Raw genomic sequence first — 18,577 nt, 5'->3', positions numbered from 1 at the left:
CTGAAGGCACGACGGGGGCTCACAAGAACCGTCACAAACCTCGTCCCCAGGGCAGCCGTCCATCCCGTTGCCACTTTGCCCCGTCTCTCGTTCAGACGGCTTCCGCATACCGGTCGATGGGCGTGGTCAGTCGAACTGGGTTCTGGATCAGCCACACGAGCACACAGGAGACCCTGTTGTCGCAGTCTTGCCTGGCCACGCCTGTGGTGTGCAACTCCCGCGTCTCGTCGTGCGATTGTCTCGCGCACCGGCTGGGAAACGCGTGGACCGGACGGACCGGGCCTCGCGCTACGGCTCGGACAGGAGCGAGTCGGAGTGGCAGGTCATCCGGCCGTTGCTGCCGGTGCCGGGCTGGTCCAGGGCCAGGGTGGCCGGCCGGAGGGGTACGGGTGTCGTACCTGTGACGCTGCGTCAGCCCGCGGACGACGGCGACTGGTTGCCGGCCGCGCTGGTCGGCGCCCTGAGGAAGACGGGGTGGGATCCGTTCGGCCGACCGGGACTCGGCGGTCTGCTCGGGGGACCGGACCCGTCCGACGCGCTGCACCGCTGGACCGAGTTCCGGCTCGCGGCCCCGGACGCCGCAGCACGGGCGCCCCGCCTGGCCGCCGCCGACCGGGCGGGTCCGGCGCACACAACGGCGAGGTTCGACGACCTCGCCGCGGTGGGCGTGACCCCGACACCGGCCAGGCCGCGTTCGCCGCACTGGCCGGCGCGCTCCCGCTCGGCGACCTCAGCCTGACACTCGCGCAGCGCTACCGGCTGCCGCGCCGCTGGGCGGACCGCGACGACCTTCTCTCCGAGACCGCCGCGGGCACCGCCGCCCGGGACCTGGGAATCGTCCTGACACCGATCACGGACGACGGTACGCCGCTTCGAACCGTGAGGGCGGCCCCGCCCCCGACGCGGAGACCACCGCGGACTTCCGGGTCTCGCCGTGCTGACCGGCACCCGGCCACTCGCCGAAGTCGGCGATGACCGCACACGTTTCGACGGCGTGGTCCCTGAGCCGCACGTCGAGTCGTTCGGAGGAAGGCCAGACCCGCCGTGCAGCCGGCCAGGCCCGTTCGGCGGCGGTTCCGCCAGGTTCACGGACGCTCGCGCGGTCAGTTGCTCAACGACGCGAGTGCTGCCGCCACCCGTGCGCACGCCTCCGGGGGAGTCGAGGCGTGCGGGGAGAACCGGAGGGAGTCGGCACGGACGGTCGGTGTGACCCCTTCCCCGTGCAGCGCCTTCGCGACGACGGACGGATCGTGCCCCGGCATCGCGAAGGCGAGGACACCCGCCCGCCGCACCGGGTCGGCGGGGGAGAGGACGCGACCGCCGTGCTTCTCGACGACCTCGGTCAACTCGGCGACCCGCACGGCGATCGCGGCCTCGATCGCCGCGACGGTGTACCGCTCGACGAGCCCGAGGGCGGCGGCGAACGCGGCGGCCGTCACCGGGCTGAGGTTGGTGATCGACCACCGTCGCGCGTCCACGGCGGGCGCGTGCTCGGCCCCGTCGAAGACACCGACGTCCTCCACACCCGTCCAGCCGGTGAGGACCGGTTCCAGGGACTCCAGGGCATGGTCGGACAGCGCCGCGAAGCCGGTGGCCCATCCGGCGCGCAGCCACTTCTGACCGCCCGCGACCACCACATCGGCCGCGTCCCACGCCATCCGCGCCACCCCGAACGCCTGAATGGCATCCACGATCAGCAGCCGGTCCGGTCCGATCACCTCGCGCAGCGCGGCGAGGTCGGCACGGAAGCCGGTGCGGAAGTCGACGGCGCTGACGGACACACCGACGACGTCGTCGGTCAGCGCGGCGCGGACCAGGTCGGGGGTGACTCCCTCAGCGGGCGCGGGATCGAGCCAGCGAGGCGTGGCCCGGCCGAGATCGGCGCTGCGCCGCCACGGATAGTGATTGGACGGGAAGTCGGTGCGCGGTGCGAGGACCACGCCCGCACGGATTCCGAGAGCGGCGTGGAACAGCCCGGTGGACGCGTTCGGGAGGAGCACCGTGTGGGGGCCGTCGGTACCGGCCAGGCGGGCGGCCGTGTCGCGTGCCACGGCTTCCGCGTCCATCAGCCCGTCGACGGTGGTGTGGTCGGCGCGAGCGGACTCCTCCATGGCCCGGGCGGTCGCGGCCACGACGTTCCGCGACGGCGGACCGAACCGCGCGAAGTCGAGATATCCCGCAGGCGTGTCGAAGTGGTCTGCGTACGACGTGAGCACGGGGCTTCCTTCCGGGAGGGTGCGCGGTTACGGCGGGGTGGGTGTCGCGAGGCCGGCGAGCGGTGCCCCCTTCCGGCCATCGCGTGCGTGCTCCCACCCGCCCGCACGGTACGCGGCGCCCGCGGATCGGACCTGACCGGGGTGAACGGCGCCCGGGCATCCCGGAAGCGGCCGGCCGTCGTGACGAACCGGCACCGGGCGAGTTGCCGCCGGCACCGGCGAAAGGGACCGCCCGGCGGGCCGCGGCCGGTGAATGGTCCGCCGACTTCTTGAGTGCTCTCCGGTGCCGGCAGGGATGCGGGCGGCAGAACCCGGTCCCGAACCGCCCGCCACAGGCCCGACCGACCGCTTGTCGTGCGGCGTGGAACACGGGCGGTCGTAGCCCCTCCCGGAAAGGGGCTACGACCGCCCGGTGCGCGCTGATTGCAGAGGCCGGACTCCGTGTCCGGCGGCTCCCTCGGGGCGGGCGTGGCGCGGCAGGAGGAAGGAGAGCAGGAAGGTCAGCGCGAGCATTCCGTCGACGATCCGGAGCAGCGTCTGCATGACGTAAGCGAAACCGCTGGGGAAGGCCGACGAGGCGGTGGCCTCCAGAGCGGCGGGTATCCGGGCACCCGCCTCGGACGTGGTCACAGCGGACCGGGTGTCCTTCTCCAGGAGTGCGCAGGACCCCGAGGTCGCGGCGGGGTCCTTGACGGTGGCGCGGTCCGAGGCGCAGCGGCGCAGGTCGGCCACGATGTGGTCCTGCGTCGCCGGAGCGGCGTGTGCCGCAGTCAGCCGGCCGCGCGGGTCGTCCGAGCGGTGGTCGACCGCGCCGGCGATCCCGCCGCCCAGCAGACCGGAGAATACGGTGCCGAGGACGGCCACGCCGAAGGCGCCACCGAGCTGCTGCACCGGGGTCGTCGTGCCGGACGCCGAACCGGTCTCGTGCTGTTCGACGGCTCCGACAGCCGGCAGGCGGCGAACACGGACTCCAGCGCGGCCCTGCGCCGCCGGTACGGCCAGGAGACCGTGTCCGTCCCGGGCAGCCGCAGCAGATCGAACGCGACGAAGTGGGCCGGCCGCTCTTCCGACGCTCGGGTCGCTCCGGCAGCGTGCCGGGCAGGTCGGTTGTGCAGCCGCTCGAACGCGAGGCGGCCCACGCCATCCCGCACGACCGGCTCGCCCCGTCCGGCAGCTGCGCGGTCCCGGCGACTACACAACCGAGCGCGCGTACGCACGCGGCTACCGCCCCGACCACGGAAGGTCGGCGCCACCAGCGCCACAGCTCCTCGCCGGGGCCGTGTGCCGAGCGCCTGGCGCACGGCCAGCCAGCGTGGCCGGACACCGGGCTGCCCGAATCTCGTGTCCTACGGTCTGATGTCGCGGCCGCCCACTGTCCGCAACGGATCTCACCGAACCCGGCGGTTGTGCCGGTACGGCCGAGAGGTCTGGACCGGTGCCGGGATTCAGGCCGCGACGAGTTCCTGCTCGCGGTCCGGCGTCTTGACCTTGGGCTTCTTGTTCGGCAGCGAGAGCCGGAAGACCTTGTGCCACGCGGAGAACACCTGCTTGGGCAGCGGCCCGGTGACGTATTCCAGCTCGTACTTCTCGAACAGCGCGCGCACCTTCACCGCGACCTCGGCGTACCGGTTGCTCGGCAGGTCGGGGAAGAGGTGGTGCTCGATCTGGTGGGAGAGGTTGCCGGTCATGAAGTGCATGGCCTTGCTGCCGCTGATGTTCGCGGAGCCCATCATCTGGCGCAGGTACCACTGGCCGCGCGTCTCGCCGTTGATGGAACGGCGCTCGAAGACCTGCACGCCCTCGGGGAAGTGCCCGCACATGATCACCGAGTGGGTCCAGATGTTGCGGACCAGGTTCGCGGTGAACGTGGCGGCGAGCGTGGGGAGGAATGACGGGCCCGACAGCAGCGGGTGGATCACGTAGTCCTTGAGGACCTGCTTGCGGATCTTGCGGCCCACGGCCCTGGCCCGCTCGCGGAACTCCGGGTTCTTGCGGCGGCGCTTCTGCAGGTTCTTGCCGAGCTCCAGGTCGTACGCCGCGATGCCGTACTCGAAGAAGCAGGCGTTGAGGAAGTTCCACAGCGGCTGGCCGAGGTGGAAGGGGTGCCACCTCTGGTCCTCGTCGACGCGCATGATGCCGTAGCCGAGGTCGTTGTCCTTGCCGATCACGTTGGTGTACGTGTGGTGCAGCTCGTTGTGCGAGTGCTTCCACTGCTCGGACGGGGAGACGTGGTCCCACTCCCAGGTGGTGGAGTGGATCTTCGGGTCGCGCATCCAGTCCCACTGGCCGTGCAGGATGTTGTGGCCGATCTCCATGTTGTCCATGATCTTCGCCACGGACAGGCCGGCGGTGCCGAGCAGCCACGCGGGCGGGAAGAGCGAGAACAACAGCACACCCCTGCTGGCCAGTTCGAGCTTGCGCTGCGCCGAGATGACCTTGCGGATGTAGGCGGCGTCCTTCTCGCCGCGGCCGGCGATCACCTCGTCGCGGATCGCGTCGAGCTCGCGGCCGAGTTCCTCGATCTGCTGCGCGGTCAGGTGGGCGGTGGGGTCGGTGGCGGTCAAGGTGCTCCTACCGTTCGATGTCGCAGGGACCCGCGGCGGCGGACACGCAGGTCTGGATGAGGACGCCCGGCTCGGCCTCGGTGATCTCGCCGGTGCGCAGGTCGCGGACGGCGCCCGTCTTCAGCGGCGTGACGCAGCCGAAGCAGATGCCCATGCGGCACCCCGACGGCATGAGTACGCCGGCCTCCTCGCCGACGTCCAGCAACGGCGTGGCGCCGTCCGCGTCGACGGTCTTGCCGGTGGCGCTGAACGTGACCTCGCCGCCGTCGCCGGCGGTGACGATGCTGGGGCGGAAGCGTTCGGTGTGCAGGCGCTCTGGTACGCCGTGCTCGCTCCAGTGCTCTTCGGCGGCGTCGAGCAGGCCCGTGGGCCCGCAGGCCCAGGTCTCGCGCTCGGCCCAGTCGGGCACGAGTTCGTCGAGGCGGGCGATGTCGAGCTTGCCGTCCGTGTCGGTGTGCACCTCGGTGAGCCGCAGCTTCTTGTCCGCGACCAGATCGTGCAGTTCGTCGCGGAAGATCACGTCCTGCGGCCGGGGCGCGCAGTGGACCATGACGACGTCATCGAACTCGGTGTCGCGCAGCATGCCCATCACGGGCGTGATGCCGCTGCCGGCCGTCAGGTACAGCACCTTGGCGGGCTTGGCCTGCGGCAGCACGAAGTCACCGGTCGCCTGGTCGAGCTGGACCAGCGTGCCCGGTTGTGCCCTGCGGACCAGGTGGTTGCTGACCTTGCCGTCGTCGATCGCCTTCACGGTGATCGTGACGCGGCCGTCCTGACGGTCGGTCGGCGAGGTGAGGGAGTAGGCGCGCCACAGGCGCACCCCGTCGACGTCGACCCCGATCCGCACGTACTGACCGGCTCTGTGGCCGCGCCAGCCCCGTCCCGGCCTGATCACGATGGTCGCGGCGTCACCCGTCTCGGGGTGTACGGCCTCGATGCGTCCGCGCAGGTCGGCTCCCGCGCGCAGCGGGCTGACCAGGTCGAGGTAGTCCGACGGCAGCAGCGGCGTCGTGACCATCTCCAGCAGTTTCCACGCCCTGGTGCGGAGGGCTGTACTCGTCATGACTCCAGCCTGCTGCGCCTCAAGGCGTAAAGTCCTGACCGCAGGACGTAAATCTGGTCGGCAGAATTGTTCGCAGGGAACAAAAACGTGAGCCATGCAATACGAAGGGCCAGCGAACTGGCCCTGGATGAGACGACGGTCACCGCACTTCGGGCCGCGCTGAGGACCACCGCCGACGAGGTCGTCGAGGCGATCATCGACGAGGTCCCTTCCTACGCCAACGCCCTTTCGGGCAGCATGGGCGCCACCATCCGCCGAGCCGTCCGCACCGCCCTGGGACACTATCTGGACCTCGCGAGCGGGAACGCCACCGGCGGCGACGCCGGTGACGCGGCCTACGAGCTGGGCCGCGGCGAGGTCCGGGACGGCCGTTCGATGGACGCCCTGCTCAGCGCCTACCGCGTCGGCGCCCGCGTGGCCTGGCGATGCCTGGCGGCGGGTGCCGTACCCGCAGGTCTGCCCGCCGCCGAGGTCGCCAAGTTCGCCGAACTGACCTTCGCCTACATCGACGAGCTCTCCGCCGCGAGCGCCGCGGGCCACGCCGACGAACTGACCGCCCGGGGCAGGGACCACGAGCGCCACCTGGAACACCTGGCCCGCGACCTCCTCGCCGGCGCGAGCCCGGACGTGCTGCTGGCGTCCGCTCAGCGGGCCGGGTGGCAGCCTCCGGTGTCGCTGACCGCGATACTGCTGCCCGCAGCCCAGGCCCGGCCCGCCTACCGCGCGCTCGACCCGAGCACCCTCGTCCTCGACGATCTGCCGGACGCCACCGGGGTGTTGCTCGTCCCCGATGCCGACCGCTCCCATCTCTTGCGGCAGTTGACCGACCGCACCGCCGTGGTCGGCCCGGCCCGGCCATGGACTCGTGCGTCCGCCTCGTACGCACGGGCCGCACGCGCGCGCTTGCTCTCCTCCGATATTCGCGACACCGAGGACCATCTGCCCGAGCTGGTGCTGAGCGCCGACGCGGAGGCGTTCGCGGACCTGCGTGCCCGAGCCCTCGCCCCCTTGCGGACCTTGCCTGCCGCGACCGCACGGCGGCTGGAGGAGACGCTGCGGGAGTGGCTGCTGCACCAGGGCAGACGGGACGAGGTGGCGGCGGCCTTGTTCGTCCATCCCCAGACGGTCCGGTACCGGATGGCGCAGCTGCGGGAGCTGTTTCCCGATCTCGCATCGCCACACCGGGTCCTTGAGCTGACGCTGGCGGTCGGCCTTGGGGTCGGTTGACGCGTACGTAGATGGTCCACGACCGCGTCCGCGAACGGTCCAGGAATCGTGCCTCGTTCTCGGTGCCATCAGCTGGTTCGTGCGGCCCGTCGAAGAGCGGTATGAGCCGGCTGAGACCGGGGCTGATGGGAGGACCGGCCCGCTCGTCGTCGCGCTCGTCGAGCATCTGGTCGGCGTTCTGGGCAGCTGTGCTCTGGAGAACGGCGTTCATGTGGTCGTGGAGGGTGCTCTCCTGGCAAGGGGACCGGGCCGACCTGGCACACCGCGCGGGGGATGATGGGGATGGAATGACGGAATGCGAGGTCAGGAGCTTCTATGGCGACGCGGGTTCACCGACCCCGTGAGGACGCGGAGTTCAATTTCATCCTCGGGATGAGCGGAGTTCCGGTCCTCGCATACTTCACCGGGACATGGCCCAAGGCCATCGAGCCCTGCCGGGTGATGGACCTCGTCGTGGGTGGCATCGCCGACGACTACACGGGCCGCCTGACGGCCGTTCGCGCCGACATCACGCGTTGTCCGGCCGCAACCGAGCGATACGGGATCACCGGAGCCCCGTCCTACGTCCTGCTGAAGGAGGGCGAGGCGGTGGCGCACGGCACGGGGCCCATGACCATCAGCGAGATGCGGAAGTTCCTGGACGACCACCTCTGAGAGGCCGCTGCGGCACGTGGCCGCGACGCCTGTCAGGTCTCGTCCAGGGGAGGCAGAACGCATGCAGGGCGGGCCCCAGGCCATCGGAGCACGCGCCTGGCGATTCCACTTCACACGCCGGGCGGCACCTTGCGAAGTCGCCCGCGCGGCCACGCCTGACCTGGTCACCAATTCAGACCGCGAAAGCGAACGCCTCTGTCCCGCACCCGGTCGGCGGAACTAGGCACCCACCGCCGGATACCGGCGCTCGTTCGCAACGAACTGCACCACCGCCAGCCCTACTTGGGACGACGGCGGCCGAGAGCGTGTGTGAGTTCACCGACGGGCGCGAGCACGTGTCCGCCATCGCCCGCGCACCACCACACAGCCTCGCGCTCCCGCTCCGAGCCGTGGACGCCGAGGCCATGTAGGGGGCACACCGGCCAGACCTGCCAGGTCCATTCGAGCAGGCTCTCCTGGATCAGGATCGCCAGGCTGGTCAGCGCCGTGGTCGGGTCGTCGCACATGTTCGGCAGGATGGGGCCGCCCCAGTTGAGCCGTCCGCCGTCGGCCAGGCGGACACCGGCTCCCACCGGGAACCAGTCCTCCAGAATCTCGATCTCCGGTTCGCCCTCGATCCCGCGCGTGGACAGGTCGCGGGTCACGATCCGCAGCGCGGCGCGCAACATCTCCAAACGCTCGGGAGCGAGGTCGAAGCCGGGCTCGAAGCCCGCGTCGTCCAGGATGCGCCGGGCCAGGGCTGTCATCTCCGCCGGCGGCACCTCGGCCGGGTTCCGTTCCACGACCTCCAGGATGGCGTCGGTGCAGTGGAACCAGTCGAGCAGTTCGCAGGCGAGAGCGACAACGTCCTGCGGGTTGAGGCTGTCCTCGCGCAGGCCGAGGTAGACCCTTCGCGTCAACTGCTCAGTATCCACTTCGTACTTGGTCATGGCGTTGCTCACCAGCTCAGTATCCCGGCGCTGCATGGTTCCCCGCTGCCTGGTTTTTCGGCATGACACCTGACGCACTCACCGGCGGAACGTGACCTCGCCACTTGACCGCGGCCGCGATGCGAAAGGAACCGTACGCAATGCCTTTCGCCTGGCGACGGCCACGGCTTGCTGAAGGGGGGCGAGGGCGGCCAGGCAGGGAGCCCGGGGTGACGTGCGGTGATTTCCCGGCGTCCCGGCCGGCCACGCCGTCGGCCGGATTCGCTGGTCGGCGACAAGGGCCACGGCTCCAACCCCCACCGCGAGGAGTTGCGGAAGCTCCGTTACTGATCTTTTCGGGCTGTTGTCGGGTGCTGATCCCCGCTGTAGGCCGGTGGTGTGCGATACGAGCATGAGTACGTCACGCTCGGCGTAGGCGGCGGTGATGAGCCGGGTCCGGGCTGATGGCGTTGGCCTCGGTGTACGCGCCTCGGAAGGGGTGCGTGAGGATCTCGTGCGCCACGTCCTCCGCCGCGTGCGGCAGGCAGACCAACTGGACGTAGTCGCTTGCGGCCGGGGCGGATTCGAGGGACTCGGCGGCCTCCAGGTCTACCTCCTGGGCCCGTTGGAGGCTGGCGAGGCCGCGGCCGGTGGGGGCGTACAACACCCGGGCTCCCGAACGGGGCGCCTGGCCGCCGACTTTCGCGCCCATGGCGCCGGGATGCAGTCAACCTGGTCATGGGCCTCACGTTGGGCGGGGGCCGTCACCGGGCCCGGCGCGCGATGCCGACAACCAAGCGCGGGCCATGAGTTCCCCTCCGTCGGCCCCGGCGTACTGAAACATTCAACAAAGGGATCTCCGCGACCGGCAAAGGGCTCTACCCGCATAGATGATCCCGGTGCTGTCATGCTCACGACCGCCCGGAATTCCTGCCGGGCACCGCTCCGGGAGATCCCCCCCATGCCCCGAATATCCCGCTCAGTGGTCACCGCCCTTTCCTCCTTCGCCCTCGCCGCCGCCGGCCTCACGGTGGCCGCCGGCACCGCGCACGCGCAGAGCTGCAGCCAGGACTACCTCCCCCTCCCCGACCCCAGTTGCCAGCCCGGCGACTTCAACCCGGACGTCACCCAGTCCACCATCGACTCCACCATCTGCGTCTCCGGGTGGACCGCGACCGTCCGGCCCTCCAGCTCCTACACCACCGCGCTGAAGAAGAAGCAGATCGTCGAGTACGGCTACACGGACACCAGTACCTCGGACTACGAGGAGGACCACTTCCTCCCCCTCGAACTCGGCGGCGCCCCCAAGAGTGAACTCAATCTCTGGCCCGAGCCGGAGTACGGCACCAAGACCGCCGCCAACAAGGACACCGTCGAGAACAAGCTCAAGAAGGCCGTCTGCGCCGGCACCGTCACCCTCTCCGACGCCCAGGACGCGATCATCACCGACTGGACGACCGCCCTGTCCGACCTCGGCCTGAGCTGATCCCGTCCGCTCGACGTAGGGGTCGGTCTCTTCCTCCGGGAGTAGCCGGCCCCTCTCGGCTCTCTCTCGGGAGGCAGACCAAGCGCCTCCACGCGGGCGATGTTCTTGAGCATCGCGAGGACGAGTGCGGGGCGTTGGAGAAGGGCACAGGAGCTACTGAGCTCATCGGATTGCTGTCCGGTGCTGGGTGAGGGTGAGTCCGGTGCCGGCAAGGTATCCGTCGATGAGGTCGGGCCGGAGCTGGATATGACGCAGGACCCGGCGCGGAGTGCGTTCAAGATGATTCGTCGTCGGTGAAGGCGGTGTTGGCCACCGGGCCGCGCCGTAACAGCGACCAGATGCCCTCCGCCGGATTCAAGTCCGTGGCATCGGAGGGCAGTTGCATGACAGTGAGCCAGTCATGCGCGGCCGCGTACTCATGCATCCCGGTGGCCCGGTGGACGTTGAGATTGCCCCCGATCAAGACGATGGGCGCGCCGATTCGGGTGTGGGCGCGGACGACCAGGTCGCGGTAGTCACGCCAGGAGAAGCTGTCGCGTTCTGTGCCCTTGTGCTTGCGATGGCGGCGCGGCCGGTAGATCAGCCGGGACGCCTCACCCGGCCGGTAACAGCACATGGCGGCGATCGACCAGCGGCGCCAGGACCGGCCCCGCACCCGCACCCGCACCCGCACCCGCACCACGGGCGTATGCCCACGCCGGCCCCAGGTGCGGGCCCGTGGCGGCGTCTTCGAGAACCCGGCCTCGTCCTCGAAGACGACAAAGGCCCCGAGCGCCGCCGCAGTCATTCCGCCTGCGGCCACACATCCTTCTTCCACAGTTCGACCGCATGCTCGTCGCGTTCCATGGCCCGGCGCGCGGGAGACGGCCAGGATCATCCGTGGCGGTGCAGCAGCCGCCATACCGCCGCCATCGAACAGCCGATCCGGAACCTGAAGGCGATCAGGACTCTGATCCGTGCCAGGGTCCACCGCAGGTCCTCCCAGTCGTGCTCGGCGGACCCGAGGGCCAACTCCTTCTCCAACTCCGCGAACTGGTCGTCGGACAGCTTGGGCAGTTTCGGCGGCCCTGCGGTGGCGAGGGCATCCATCCGGCCTTTCTCGCCAGGCATGCCGCCAGCGTTCCACCGACCGCTCCCTCACCCGCAGAACCCTCGCGATCACCGATGCCCTCTCGCCGCGTGTGAACCGTTCGCCCGCCTCGCACCGGATCCGCTCACGAAACTGTCGCCGCTCGGCGGTCAACCCGCCGCCCTGCACGTACCGCATACCACCGGCCCACCGCAGGGATCAGCACCCGGCAACAGCCCGAAAAGATCAGTAGGTCGTGAAACAGACCTTCGCCCTGCTCCATCAGATCAACCGTCTCGCCGTCCCCGGGGAACGCCGAACCGAACTCCACGACGCCTTCGTCAGTGCTTCTTGGTGGCTCGGTGCACGAAGGCGGGCGGGAGGTTCGCCCACACCGTCTTCGAGCGCTCCAACCGGTCGAAGCGGCAGGCGAGTTCGGCGGTGAGGTGGTGGGCGGGCGGAGTCCAGGCCGCGTGCAGATAGGCGAAGGTGGTGAACCGGCCGCCAGGCGTGAGGACTTCGGCCACGGCGTTCAGGATGTGCCCGCGCTGTTCCCGCGGTATGACCGTCCACGGCAGTCCGGAGACCACCGCGTCGGCTGGTTCGCCCACCGTCGCGGTCAACTCGGCGGCTGAACCCGCTATCACGGTCAGGCGCGTGTCGCGCCGGGTGGCCGACAACCGTGCCGCGAGCACCGGGTTGAGCTCGATCGCCACGAGCCGTGCGTCGGGTCCGAGCCGGGCGAGGATCGAGTCGGTGAACACCCCGGTCCCCGGCCCGAGTTCGACAACGGTCCGGGCCCGCTCCAGGCCGATTCCCTCGGTCATGGCGTGGGCCAACCGTCGTGAACTGGCCGCTATGGCGCCGGTCATGAGGGGGCGTCTGAGGAACTCCGTGGTCATCGACATGGCGGCCATGCTGGAAACGCCCCGGGTGGCCGCACGTCGTATGCCCGGCCGGTGTCCGTACGACTGGGGGAGGACCCCGTGACGCCCGCCAGGACGATGCAGGCGAGCGCTCTCCGGCCGTAGCGTGAAGCGGTGCAACAGCTGATCGAGACCTTGTCCCGCCTGCGGCGCGGCTATCCGTGGCTGTCGGACCTGCTGCTGATCGTGCTGGTTGCCGTGCCCCCGGTGATCCGACCCCAGCCGGGGTGGCGGCCGGTCTGGGTGCAGGCGGGTGTCTACATGGTCCTGGTGCTGCCCCTGTTGTGGCGTCGGCGTCGGCCGGTGCTCGTTGCGGCCCTGGTGACAGCCGGGTTCTGGGCGCAGTACCTCGGACAGGTCTGGGGTCAGGAACCGGGTCGCGGCGCCGTCGCCCTGGCCGCGGTCCTGGCCACCCTCACGGTGCGTGGCTTGCGTATGGCTGCCGCGGCGACAGTGGTCTGTGCCGCCGGCTGTGTTCTGTTGTGGATTCCCGCGTGGCAGCGGGACTACGGCGGCCCGGGCGCCCGGGGGGCCTTGCTCACTCCGCTCGCGGTGGGGCTCCTGCTGGCCGGGGCCTGGGTGTTCGGCGAGTACGTCCGTGCCCGACGCGCCTACATCGCCGAGTTCGAGCGGCGGGCCGTGCTCGCCGAGTCGGAACACCTCGCCCTGGCCAAGGTCGCCGTCGCCGAGGAGCGGGCGCGCATCGCCCGGGAGATCCACGACGTCCTCGCGCACAGTGTGAGCGTGATGGTGCTGAACGCCGAGGGCGGCAGGCTGATGCGGCAGGTCGACCCCGCCGTCGTCGATCGCACGCTCGGCGTCATCAGCGCGACCGGCCGTGAGGCACTGGGCGAACTTCGCCGTTTGCTGGAGGTGCTGCGTACCCCCGACGCGGACTCCTCGATCGGCGACTCCGGCTCCGGTGCGGCCGGCGAACACCTCGCGGCTGATCTGAGGCGGCTGGTCGAACGTCTCAACACGAGCGGCAGGCGCGCCCTGTTGGACCTTCGTGGAGCGCGCGGCGGCCTTCCGGCGGATCTCATGGTGCAGACGTACCGCATCGTGCAGGAGGCACTCACCAACGTGGTCAAGCACGCGCCGCCGGACGCCACGGTTTATGTGCGGGTCGACACCGGTGGACTGGGGCCCGGGCGGCTGGTCCGCGTCAAGGTGGAGAACTCGGCCGGAGCCGCCGGGCGTTCCGCACCGCTGCTCCCGTCCGGTCGCGGACTGGTCGGCATGCGCGAACGTACCGCCCTGTACGGCGGGCGCGTCGACGCCGGGCCCACACCTGACGGCGGCTACCGGGTCGCCGCGACCTTGCGCCCTGCCGGGCCCACCAGGGCGGCCCCATGAGCGACCCGGCCCCGACTCCGAAGCGGACCGTGTCATCGTCCCGGGTGCTGATCTGCGACGACCAGGAGCTGATCCGGATGGGGCTGCGGATGGTCGTCGACAGCCAGCCCGACCTCACCGTGGTGGGCGAGGCCGCCGACGGCGCCGCGGCGATCGCGGAGGTCGCCGCCCTGAAGCCGGACCTCGTCCTGATGGACGTTCGCATGCCCGGTCTGGACGGACTCGCGGCGACCGAACACCTCTGCGCCCAGCCCGACGGGCCTCTCATACTCGTCGTCACCACCTTCGACCTCGACGAGTATGCCTACGCGGCCCTCCGTGCCGGCGCAAACGGCTTCCTCGTCAAGGACGCCCCCGCCGAGGAGATCCTGGTGACCGTCCGTGCGGTGCTGAGGGGCGAGGTCATGGTGGCGCCGTCGTTGACCCGGCGCCTGGTCGAGCGCTTCGTCCTGCATGCCCCCGCGTCCGTGTCCGCCCAGCGTGGCCGCCTGGCGGTTCTCACCGAGCGGGAACGGGACGTCCTTGGGCTGGTGGCCCGGGGACTGGCCAACGGCGAGATCGCGGACCGGCTTTTCGTCGGGGAGACGACGGTGAAGACCCACCTCGGCCGGATCCTGACCAAGCTCGGCCTCCGGGACCGTGTCCACGCGGTGATCTTCGCCTACGAGAGCGGACTGGTACGGGCCGGGGACTGAGCGGCGACGAGCATCCCGCCCGGTGGCCAGTGTGTCCGGAGTCCCCACTTCGTGCCGGGGTCCAGCAGGCGGCGCATGCGCTCGTGTTCGGCGGCCATCTCCGCTGTGGCGAGGATGTCGTCGAGGTCGGCGGAGACCTGGTGTTCGACGTCCTCGACGGAATGGATGGCGAGTTCGTAGAGCTCGCCACGCCGGTTCTGTTCCAGGTAGCTCTTCCAGTGCGCCAACGCACTGATGACGGTGAGGACTCCGGTATCGGGATCGTCATCGACCAGGATGCCGGCGTAGATCGTCGACAGCTCGTCGTGCAGCTCGGCGGTGCTTTCATCTGCGGCGTCGGGCCTCAGGGGGTGCGCTCGGCGACGTGTCGGACGACAGCATCGACGCCGGGCTGCGCATACCGCTCAGGGGAGCGGTCACAGGCGTTGCGGGAGCGCGGCAGCTGCATCGGCGTGGACGTGCTGCCCTCCGCGCGGGCGGTTCACGGCCCGGAGCAGCCGACCGGAACCCAGAGCGGAAGGGCTCTCCCGGTGTTCGTGGTGAGCGGTGTTCCCGGCGGCAGCCGGCCGTGGGAATCTCGCGGCCGGTAGGGCATCGCTCCGGGTGGAAGGCTGCCTGGGTCTGATCCCGGTGCGGGCAGGGCGTCGTCCGCCCGGAGCGACAGTTCGGTTCTCCGCAGGTGCGGGTGCAGCGGTCGTGGAAGTCGGTGGAGATGCCGCAAGAGCATGACAGAGCATTAGGTCCGTCAGTTCTTGCGGCATCCGGAACGAATCACTCACTCACGGCAGGCTCAGCTGAAGACGAAGGGTCCGGGCGACTGGGCGGCGTTCGACGTACAGGTGACGGAGATGCCGAAGATGACCATCTTCAGCGAGCCCTTGTAGAAGTCCAGGCTGTCGCCGACGGCCACGGTGCCGGGAAGTGGACCGACGGTGACGGCGCCGCCTGCGGGTATGGCTGGGTTCACGGTGCCGCTGAACACCCGGTTGGCACCGGTGGAGTTGGTCATGGTGAGCGTTGAGGTGATGGAGTTCGCCGACAGGGCGAGCGGCGTGGTGATGGCGGTGGAACTGAGGGTGATGGTCGCTGAAGTGCTGCTGACCTGGGTCGCGGTCAGCGTGGCCGTGCCGCCGCCGAAGATGCCGCAGGCGGCGGTGATGGTGGCGGAGCTCGGAGTGACCGCGGCGGACGCGGAGGGCGCGAAGGCCAGCGTCGTGGCGGCGATGACCCCGGCTGTGAGTGCCGCACCTGTGGTTAATCGCTTCATGGGGATCGTGGTCCCTTCCCGGTGGTGGGAGTGCCATGTGTGGGATGGCGACCCCGGGCCGAGTGGGTGCGGGCACACTGCGGGGGATCGAATCTGACGGTCCGTCGGAACTTGCGATCCCCATTGATACGCGAGCAACACGGAACGGCATAGTTGAAATCTGGCCGACTGTGTAGGCGAGGCTGCAGATCGGATCAGCGACGAGGGTTGCCCGGTGCGCCAAGAGACTGCGGGACCGGTGTGCACGGCGGGACGGTTGCGCGGTCTGTACGAGATCGTGGGTCCCTGCCCCGAACACGCGAAGACTTCGCCCCGTTCCACCGCCCTGACGGCAGGGGTGGCGCCCGCGGCAGCTGCGCCCCGCGCCCGTCCCGGTGCCCGGCGTGAAAAGTGATCCTGCACGGCCGTCATGCGGCGTCACTGAGTGATTCATCGGATGAATGTGTTGACGTAGCTGTCTATCGCGCATAGAACATGTGCCGTTCGACCGGTGAGGACAAGGCACGTTTCCGCTGGCCACTCTGAGGAGCCGTTCGATGTGCGCGAGATTGATCAGATGTCTGCTGCCCTTACTGCTTTTCCTTGGGCTCGCGACGGGAACGTCGCCCGCGGCGGCCGCGCCCGCATCCGCGGCCCCGACGGACGCAGCCACCCCCATCTCGCCCACACCGCCCATGGGCTGGAGCAGTTGGAGCGCGCTGCGCGAAGGCAGCGGCCTGACCCAGGACGGGATCAAGGCTCAGGCGCGGGTCATGCACGACAAGCTGCGGCGCTACGGCTACCGCTACATCAACATCGACGCCGGCTGGTCCGACCACCTGGACGCCTACGGACGAAGCGCCTGGGACACCACCCGCTTCCCCGACGGAATCCCCGCCCTCGCCGCGTACCTGCACCGCCTGGGGCTCAAGTTCGGCATCTACCTCACGCCGGGCATCCCGATCGAGGCGTATCAGAAGAACCTGCCGGTCCAGGGCACTGCCTACCACATGCAGGACATCGCGGACCCGACACAGCCCGGCAACACCCACAACGACTCCTACCGCATCGACTTCGGCAAGCCTGGCGCAGAGGAGTACGTGCAGGGCTACGCCGACCTTTTCGCCTCCTGGGGCGTCGACTACATCAAGATGGACTTCGTCGGCCCCGGCGGCGGCCTCGTCCCCGCCGACAACCGCCCCGAGTTGCGGGTGTGGCACCAGGCGATCGTCGCCACCGGTCGTCCGATGCACCTGGAGCTCTCCAACTCGCTCAGCATCGCCGATGCCGCCACCTGGCAGGCCACCAGCAACGGCTGGCGCACCGGCGGCGACATCGAGTGCTATTGCGGCGTCAACGGATCCAGTACCCCGTTGACCAGCTGGCAGCGGACGTCGGCCCGGTTCGACCAGGTCGCCGCCTGGCAACCCTTCGGTGGCTCCGGCGCGTTCAACGACTACGACTCGATCGAGGTCGGCAACGGCAGCGACGGCGGGCTGACCCCCGACGAGCGGCAGACCCAGCTGAGTCTGTGGTCGCTGGCCTCCTCCCCTTTGCTCCTGGGCACGGACCTGACCAGGCTCGACGCCGCTGATCTGAGGCTGCTGGCGAATCGTGACGTGATCGCCGTGGACCAGGACACCGTCAATGCGACGCGGGTGAGCAAGAGCGCGACCACGCAGGTCTTCGCGAAAACGGAGCCGAACGGCGATGTGATCCTGGGGCTGTTCAACACGGGGTCCGTCGCACAGACCGTCTCCATCGCCGCGGACACGGCCGGCCTGCCCGCGTCCTCCTCGTACCGCCTCGACAACGTGTGGACGCACGAGGTCACCCGGTCATCCGGCGCCACCGTCGCCGCCTCGGTCCCCGTGCACGGCGCGGCGCTGTTCCGGGTACGTCCGTGGGCCGCGGGCAAGGCGCCGGGACGCCCGCAGACCGGCCTCACCGTGACCGCCCCCGGCACCCTGGGGACCGGTCAACCGACCACGGCCAACGCGGACTTCACCAACTGGGGCACCGTCGTCGCGACCGGCGTCCACGTGGCTCTGTCCGTCCCGAAGGGCTGGACGGCCACCCCCGTCTCACCCACCTCCTTCGCCTCCGTCGCGCCCGGCGCGACCGTCCGCGCCACCTACCGTGTCACGCCACCGGCGTCCATCACCCAGCTCTTCCCGACGGTCCGGCTCGGCGCCCTCGCCCGCTTCCGATGGAACACCGGCACCGGGGCACGGGGCGCCGGCTCGGCTGCCGGACACACGAGCGTTCTGCTCGACGAGCCCGTTCGGGCCCCGTTCCACACCTTTTCCTCTACGCCGGAGCCGGCGAACTTCTCACAGGTCGGCTCCGCCCTCGGCCTTCACGCGGCAGGCGCCGACGTCTACGGACCGAAGAACGAGTACGGCGCGCTCTATGTCCCCGGCGCGGAACACGACGGCTCCGTCACGACGGTTCGTGTCACCTGGCAGCGGTACCAGAACTCCGGGGCCAAGACCGGAATCATGGTGCGCAACGACATCACCGCCGCGAGCAACTCGCCCGGCTTCGTGACCGTGGGAGTGAGCGCGAAGAAGGGCTACTTCATGCAGTGGGACACCGACGGCGACGGACGGCTCGACGCCGGCACCGCACCCAACGGCTCCGGCGTCGGCAAGCCCGTCCTGCCCAGTTGGATCCGGCTGGTCCGATCCGGCACCACCTTCACCGGCTACTACTCCACCGACAGCATCACGTGGACCCAGCTGAGTACCGTGAACGTTCCCTCCGCCGCCCCTGTCCAGGACGTAGGCCTCTTCGGCACCGCTGCCAGCCCGGGCTACCCGAGCGAAGACGATTTCACCGACTTCACGACCAGCGGTTGACGGTCTGTATGCGCTGTCGTGGGAGACAGCAGGCTCCGGCTCCGCTCCCTGGCCGGTACCGGCCCGTATGAGTGATCTCGTGTTCATGGGCGTCCTTTTCGGTGGGGGAGTGGAGGTCGGGTCGAGCCGGGCAGGGCGCTGAGGCCGGTGCCGTTCAGCAGTACGCGGTTGCCCTTGATGCCTGCGTTCAGCACGCCGAAGCGCTCGTGCGGGGGCAGTCGGCGCAGGCGGTTGGTGAGCCGGTCGGGTCGGCGGTGGTTCGCGCTCGGCAGGTGGTACCAGGCGCGGGTGGTCCCGGCGTATGCG

General features: G+C 70.0%; 17 protein-coding genes and 1 pseudogene. 7 read left to right on the top strand and 11 right to left on the bottom strand.

Annotation, left to right across the window (positions count from 1 at the left end; genetic code table 11):
• Window positions 1-262 precede the first annotated feature (262 nt).
• Complete coding sequence (locus tag ACIBK4_RS35895) at window positions 263-739, top strand: hypothetical protein (RefSeq protein ID WP_399001667.1); 477 nt, start codon at window positions 263-265, stop codon at window positions 737-739.
• A gap of 364 nt (window positions 740-1,103) precedes the next feature.
• On the opposite strand, the gene ACIBK4_RS35890 is transcribed toward ACIBK4_RS35895, so the two are convergent.
• The 4 genes from ACIBK4_RS35890 to ACIBK4_RS35875 all read right to left on the bottom strand — a co-directional run bounded on the left by ACIBK4_RS35890 (window position 1,104) and on the right by ACIBK4_RS35875 (window position 5,843).
• Window positions 1,104-2,216: an aminotransferase class V-fold PLP-dependent enzyme gene (locus tag ACIBK4_RS35890; protein ID WP_399001665.1), complete on the bottom strand. Its 1,113-nt coding sequence runs from the start codon at window positions 2,214-2,216 to the stop codon at window positions 1,104-1,106.
• 399 nt (window positions 2,217-2,615) lie between these two features.
• Window positions 2,616-3,107 (bottom strand): hypothetical protein, encoded by a 492-nt coding sequence (locus ACIBK4_RS35885; RefSeq protein WP_399001663.1) that lies wholly within the window; start codon window positions 3,105-3,107, stop codon window positions 2,616-2,618.
• A 554-nt stretch (window positions 3,108-3,661) separates the two neighbouring features.
• Complete coding sequence (locus ACIBK4_RS35880; RefSeq protein WP_399001661.1) at window positions 3,662-4,780, bottom strand: fatty acid desaturase family protein; 1,119 nt, start codon at window positions 4,778-4,780, stop codon at window positions 3,662-3,664.
• Between the two features lie 7 nt (window positions 4,781-4,787).
• Window positions 4,788-5,843 carry a ferredoxin reductase gene (locus ACIBK4_RS35875; protein WP_399001659.1) on the bottom strand — a complete coding sequence of 352 codons (1,056 nt, stop codon included), beginning with the start codon at window positions 5,841-5,843 and terminating at the stop codon, window positions 4,788-4,790.
• Between the two features lie 87 nt (window positions 5,844-5,930).
• Between ACIBK4_RS35875 and ACIBK4_RS35870 the strand changes: the two genes are divergently transcribed.
• Both ACIBK4_RS35870 and ACIBK4_RS35865 read left to right on the top strand, forming a co-directional pair.
• The gene (locus ACIBK4_RS35870) at window positions 5,931-7,070 is read left to right on the top strand and encodes a helix-turn-helix domain-containing protein (protein WP_399001657.1); all 1,140 of its coding nucleotides are present in this window, start codon (window positions 5,931-5,933) and stop codon (window positions 7,068-7,070) included.
• 315 nt (window positions 7,071-7,385) lie between these two features.
• Entirely contained in the window at window positions 7,386-7,724 is a 339-nt protein-coding gene (locus ACIBK4_RS35865) for a thioredoxin family protein (RefSeq protein WP_399001654.1), read from the top strand.
• Window positions 7,725-8,002: 278 nt separating this feature from the next.
• On the opposite strand, the gene ACIBK4_RS35860 is transcribed toward ACIBK4_RS35865, so the two are convergent.
• A complete protein-coding gene (locus tag ACIBK4_RS35860; RefSeq protein ID WP_399001652.1) occupies window positions 8,003-8,665 on the bottom strand; it encodes a hypothetical protein in 663 nt (220 codons plus the stop codon).
• Between the two features lie 388 nt (window positions 8,666-9,053).
• Window positions 9,054-9,344 carry a hypothetical protein gene (locus tag ACIBK4_RS35855; RefSeq protein ID WP_399001650.1) on the bottom strand — a complete coding sequence of 97 codons (291 nt, stop codon included), beginning with the start codon at window positions 9,342-9,344 and terminating at the stop codon, window positions 9,054-9,056.
• Window positions 9,345-9,593: 249 nt separating this feature from the next.
• On the opposite strand from ACIBK4_RS35855, the gene ACIBK4_RS35850 reads away from it, so the two are divergent.
• The gene (locus ACIBK4_RS35850; protein ID WP_399001648.1) at window positions 9,594-10,118 is read left to right on the top strand and encodes a hypothetical protein; all 525 of its coding nucleotides are present in this window, start codon (window positions 9,594-9,596) and stop codon (window positions 10,116-10,118) included.
• Between the two features lie 162 nt (window positions 10,119-10,280).
• Here ACIBK4_RS35850 and ACIBK4_RS35845 read toward each other — a convergent pair.
• From ACIBK4_RS35845 to ACIBK4_RS35835, 3 genes and pseudogenes are all read right to left on the bottom strand, one after another.
• Window positions 10,281-10,905, bottom strand: a pseudogene (locus tag ACIBK4_RS35845) (transposase).
• An 86-nt stretch (window positions 10,906-10,991) separates the two neighbouring features.
• Window positions 10,992-11,228, bottom strand: a complete 237-nt coding sequence (locus ACIBK4_RS35840; RefSeq protein WP_399001646.1) for a winged helix-turn-helix domain-containing protein — start codon at window positions 11,226-11,228, stop codon at window positions 10,992-10,994.
• A gap of 300 nt (window positions 11,229-11,528) precedes the next feature.
• Window positions 11,529-12,095, bottom strand: a complete 567-nt coding sequence (locus ACIBK4_RS35835; RefSeq protein WP_399001644.1) for a class I SAM-dependent methyltransferase — start codon at window positions 12,093-12,095, stop codon at window positions 11,529-11,531.
• Window positions 12,096-12,227: 132 nt separating this feature from the next.
• Here ACIBK4_RS35835 and ACIBK4_RS35830 point away from each other — a divergent pair, with 132 nt between their 5' ends.
• Both ACIBK4_RS35830 and ACIBK4_RS35825 read left to right on the top strand, forming a co-directional pair.
• Entirely contained in the window at window positions 12,228-13,469 is a 1,242-nt protein-coding gene (locus ACIBK4_RS35830) for a sensor histidine kinase (RefSeq protein WP_399001642.1), read from the top strand.
• A complete protein-coding gene (locus ACIBK4_RS35825; protein ID WP_399001640.1) occupies window positions 13,466-14,164 on the top strand; it encodes a response regulator in 699 nt (232 codons plus the stop codon). The genes ACIBK4_RS35830 and ACIBK4_RS35825 overlap by 4 nt, the downstream gene beginning before the upstream one ends.
• Here the strand turns inward: ACIBK4_RS35825 and ACIBK4_RS35820 are convergent.
• Both ACIBK4_RS35820 and ACIBK4_RS35815 read right to left on the bottom strand, forming a co-directional pair.
• Window positions 14,131-14,391 (bottom strand): hypothetical protein, encoded by a 261-nt coding sequence (locus tag ACIBK4_RS35820; RefSeq protein WP_399001638.1) that lies wholly within the window; start codon window positions 14,389-14,391, stop codon window positions 14,131-14,133. The genes ACIBK4_RS35825 and ACIBK4_RS35820 overlap by 34 nt on opposite strands.
• Window positions 14,392-14,954: 563 nt before the next feature.
• Window positions 14,955-15,431, bottom strand: a complete 477-nt coding sequence (locus ACIBK4_RS35815; RefSeq protein ID WP_399001635.1) for a hypothetical protein — start codon at window positions 15,429-15,431, stop codon at window positions 14,955-14,957.
• 674 nt (window positions 15,432-16,105) lie between these two features.
• Here ACIBK4_RS35815 and ACIBK4_RS35810 point away from each other — a divergent pair.
• The gene (locus ACIBK4_RS35810; protein ID WP_399001633.1) at window positions 16,106-18,271 is read left to right on the top strand and encodes an NEW3 domain-containing protein; all 2,166 of its coding nucleotides are present in this window, start codon (window positions 16,106-16,108) and stop codon (window positions 18,269-18,271) included.
• The last annotated feature ends 306 nt before the right edge of the window (window positions 18,272-18,577 follow it).

This window comes from Streptomyces sp. NPDC050528 (genome assembly GCF_044457795.1).
Classification (GTDB): domain Bacteria; phylum Actinomycetota; class Actinomycetes; order Streptomycetales; family Streptomycetaceae; genus Streptomyces.
The sequence above is the reverse complement of the archived record's forward strand: the minus strand, read 5'-3'. Positions and strand labels throughout refer to the sequence as shown.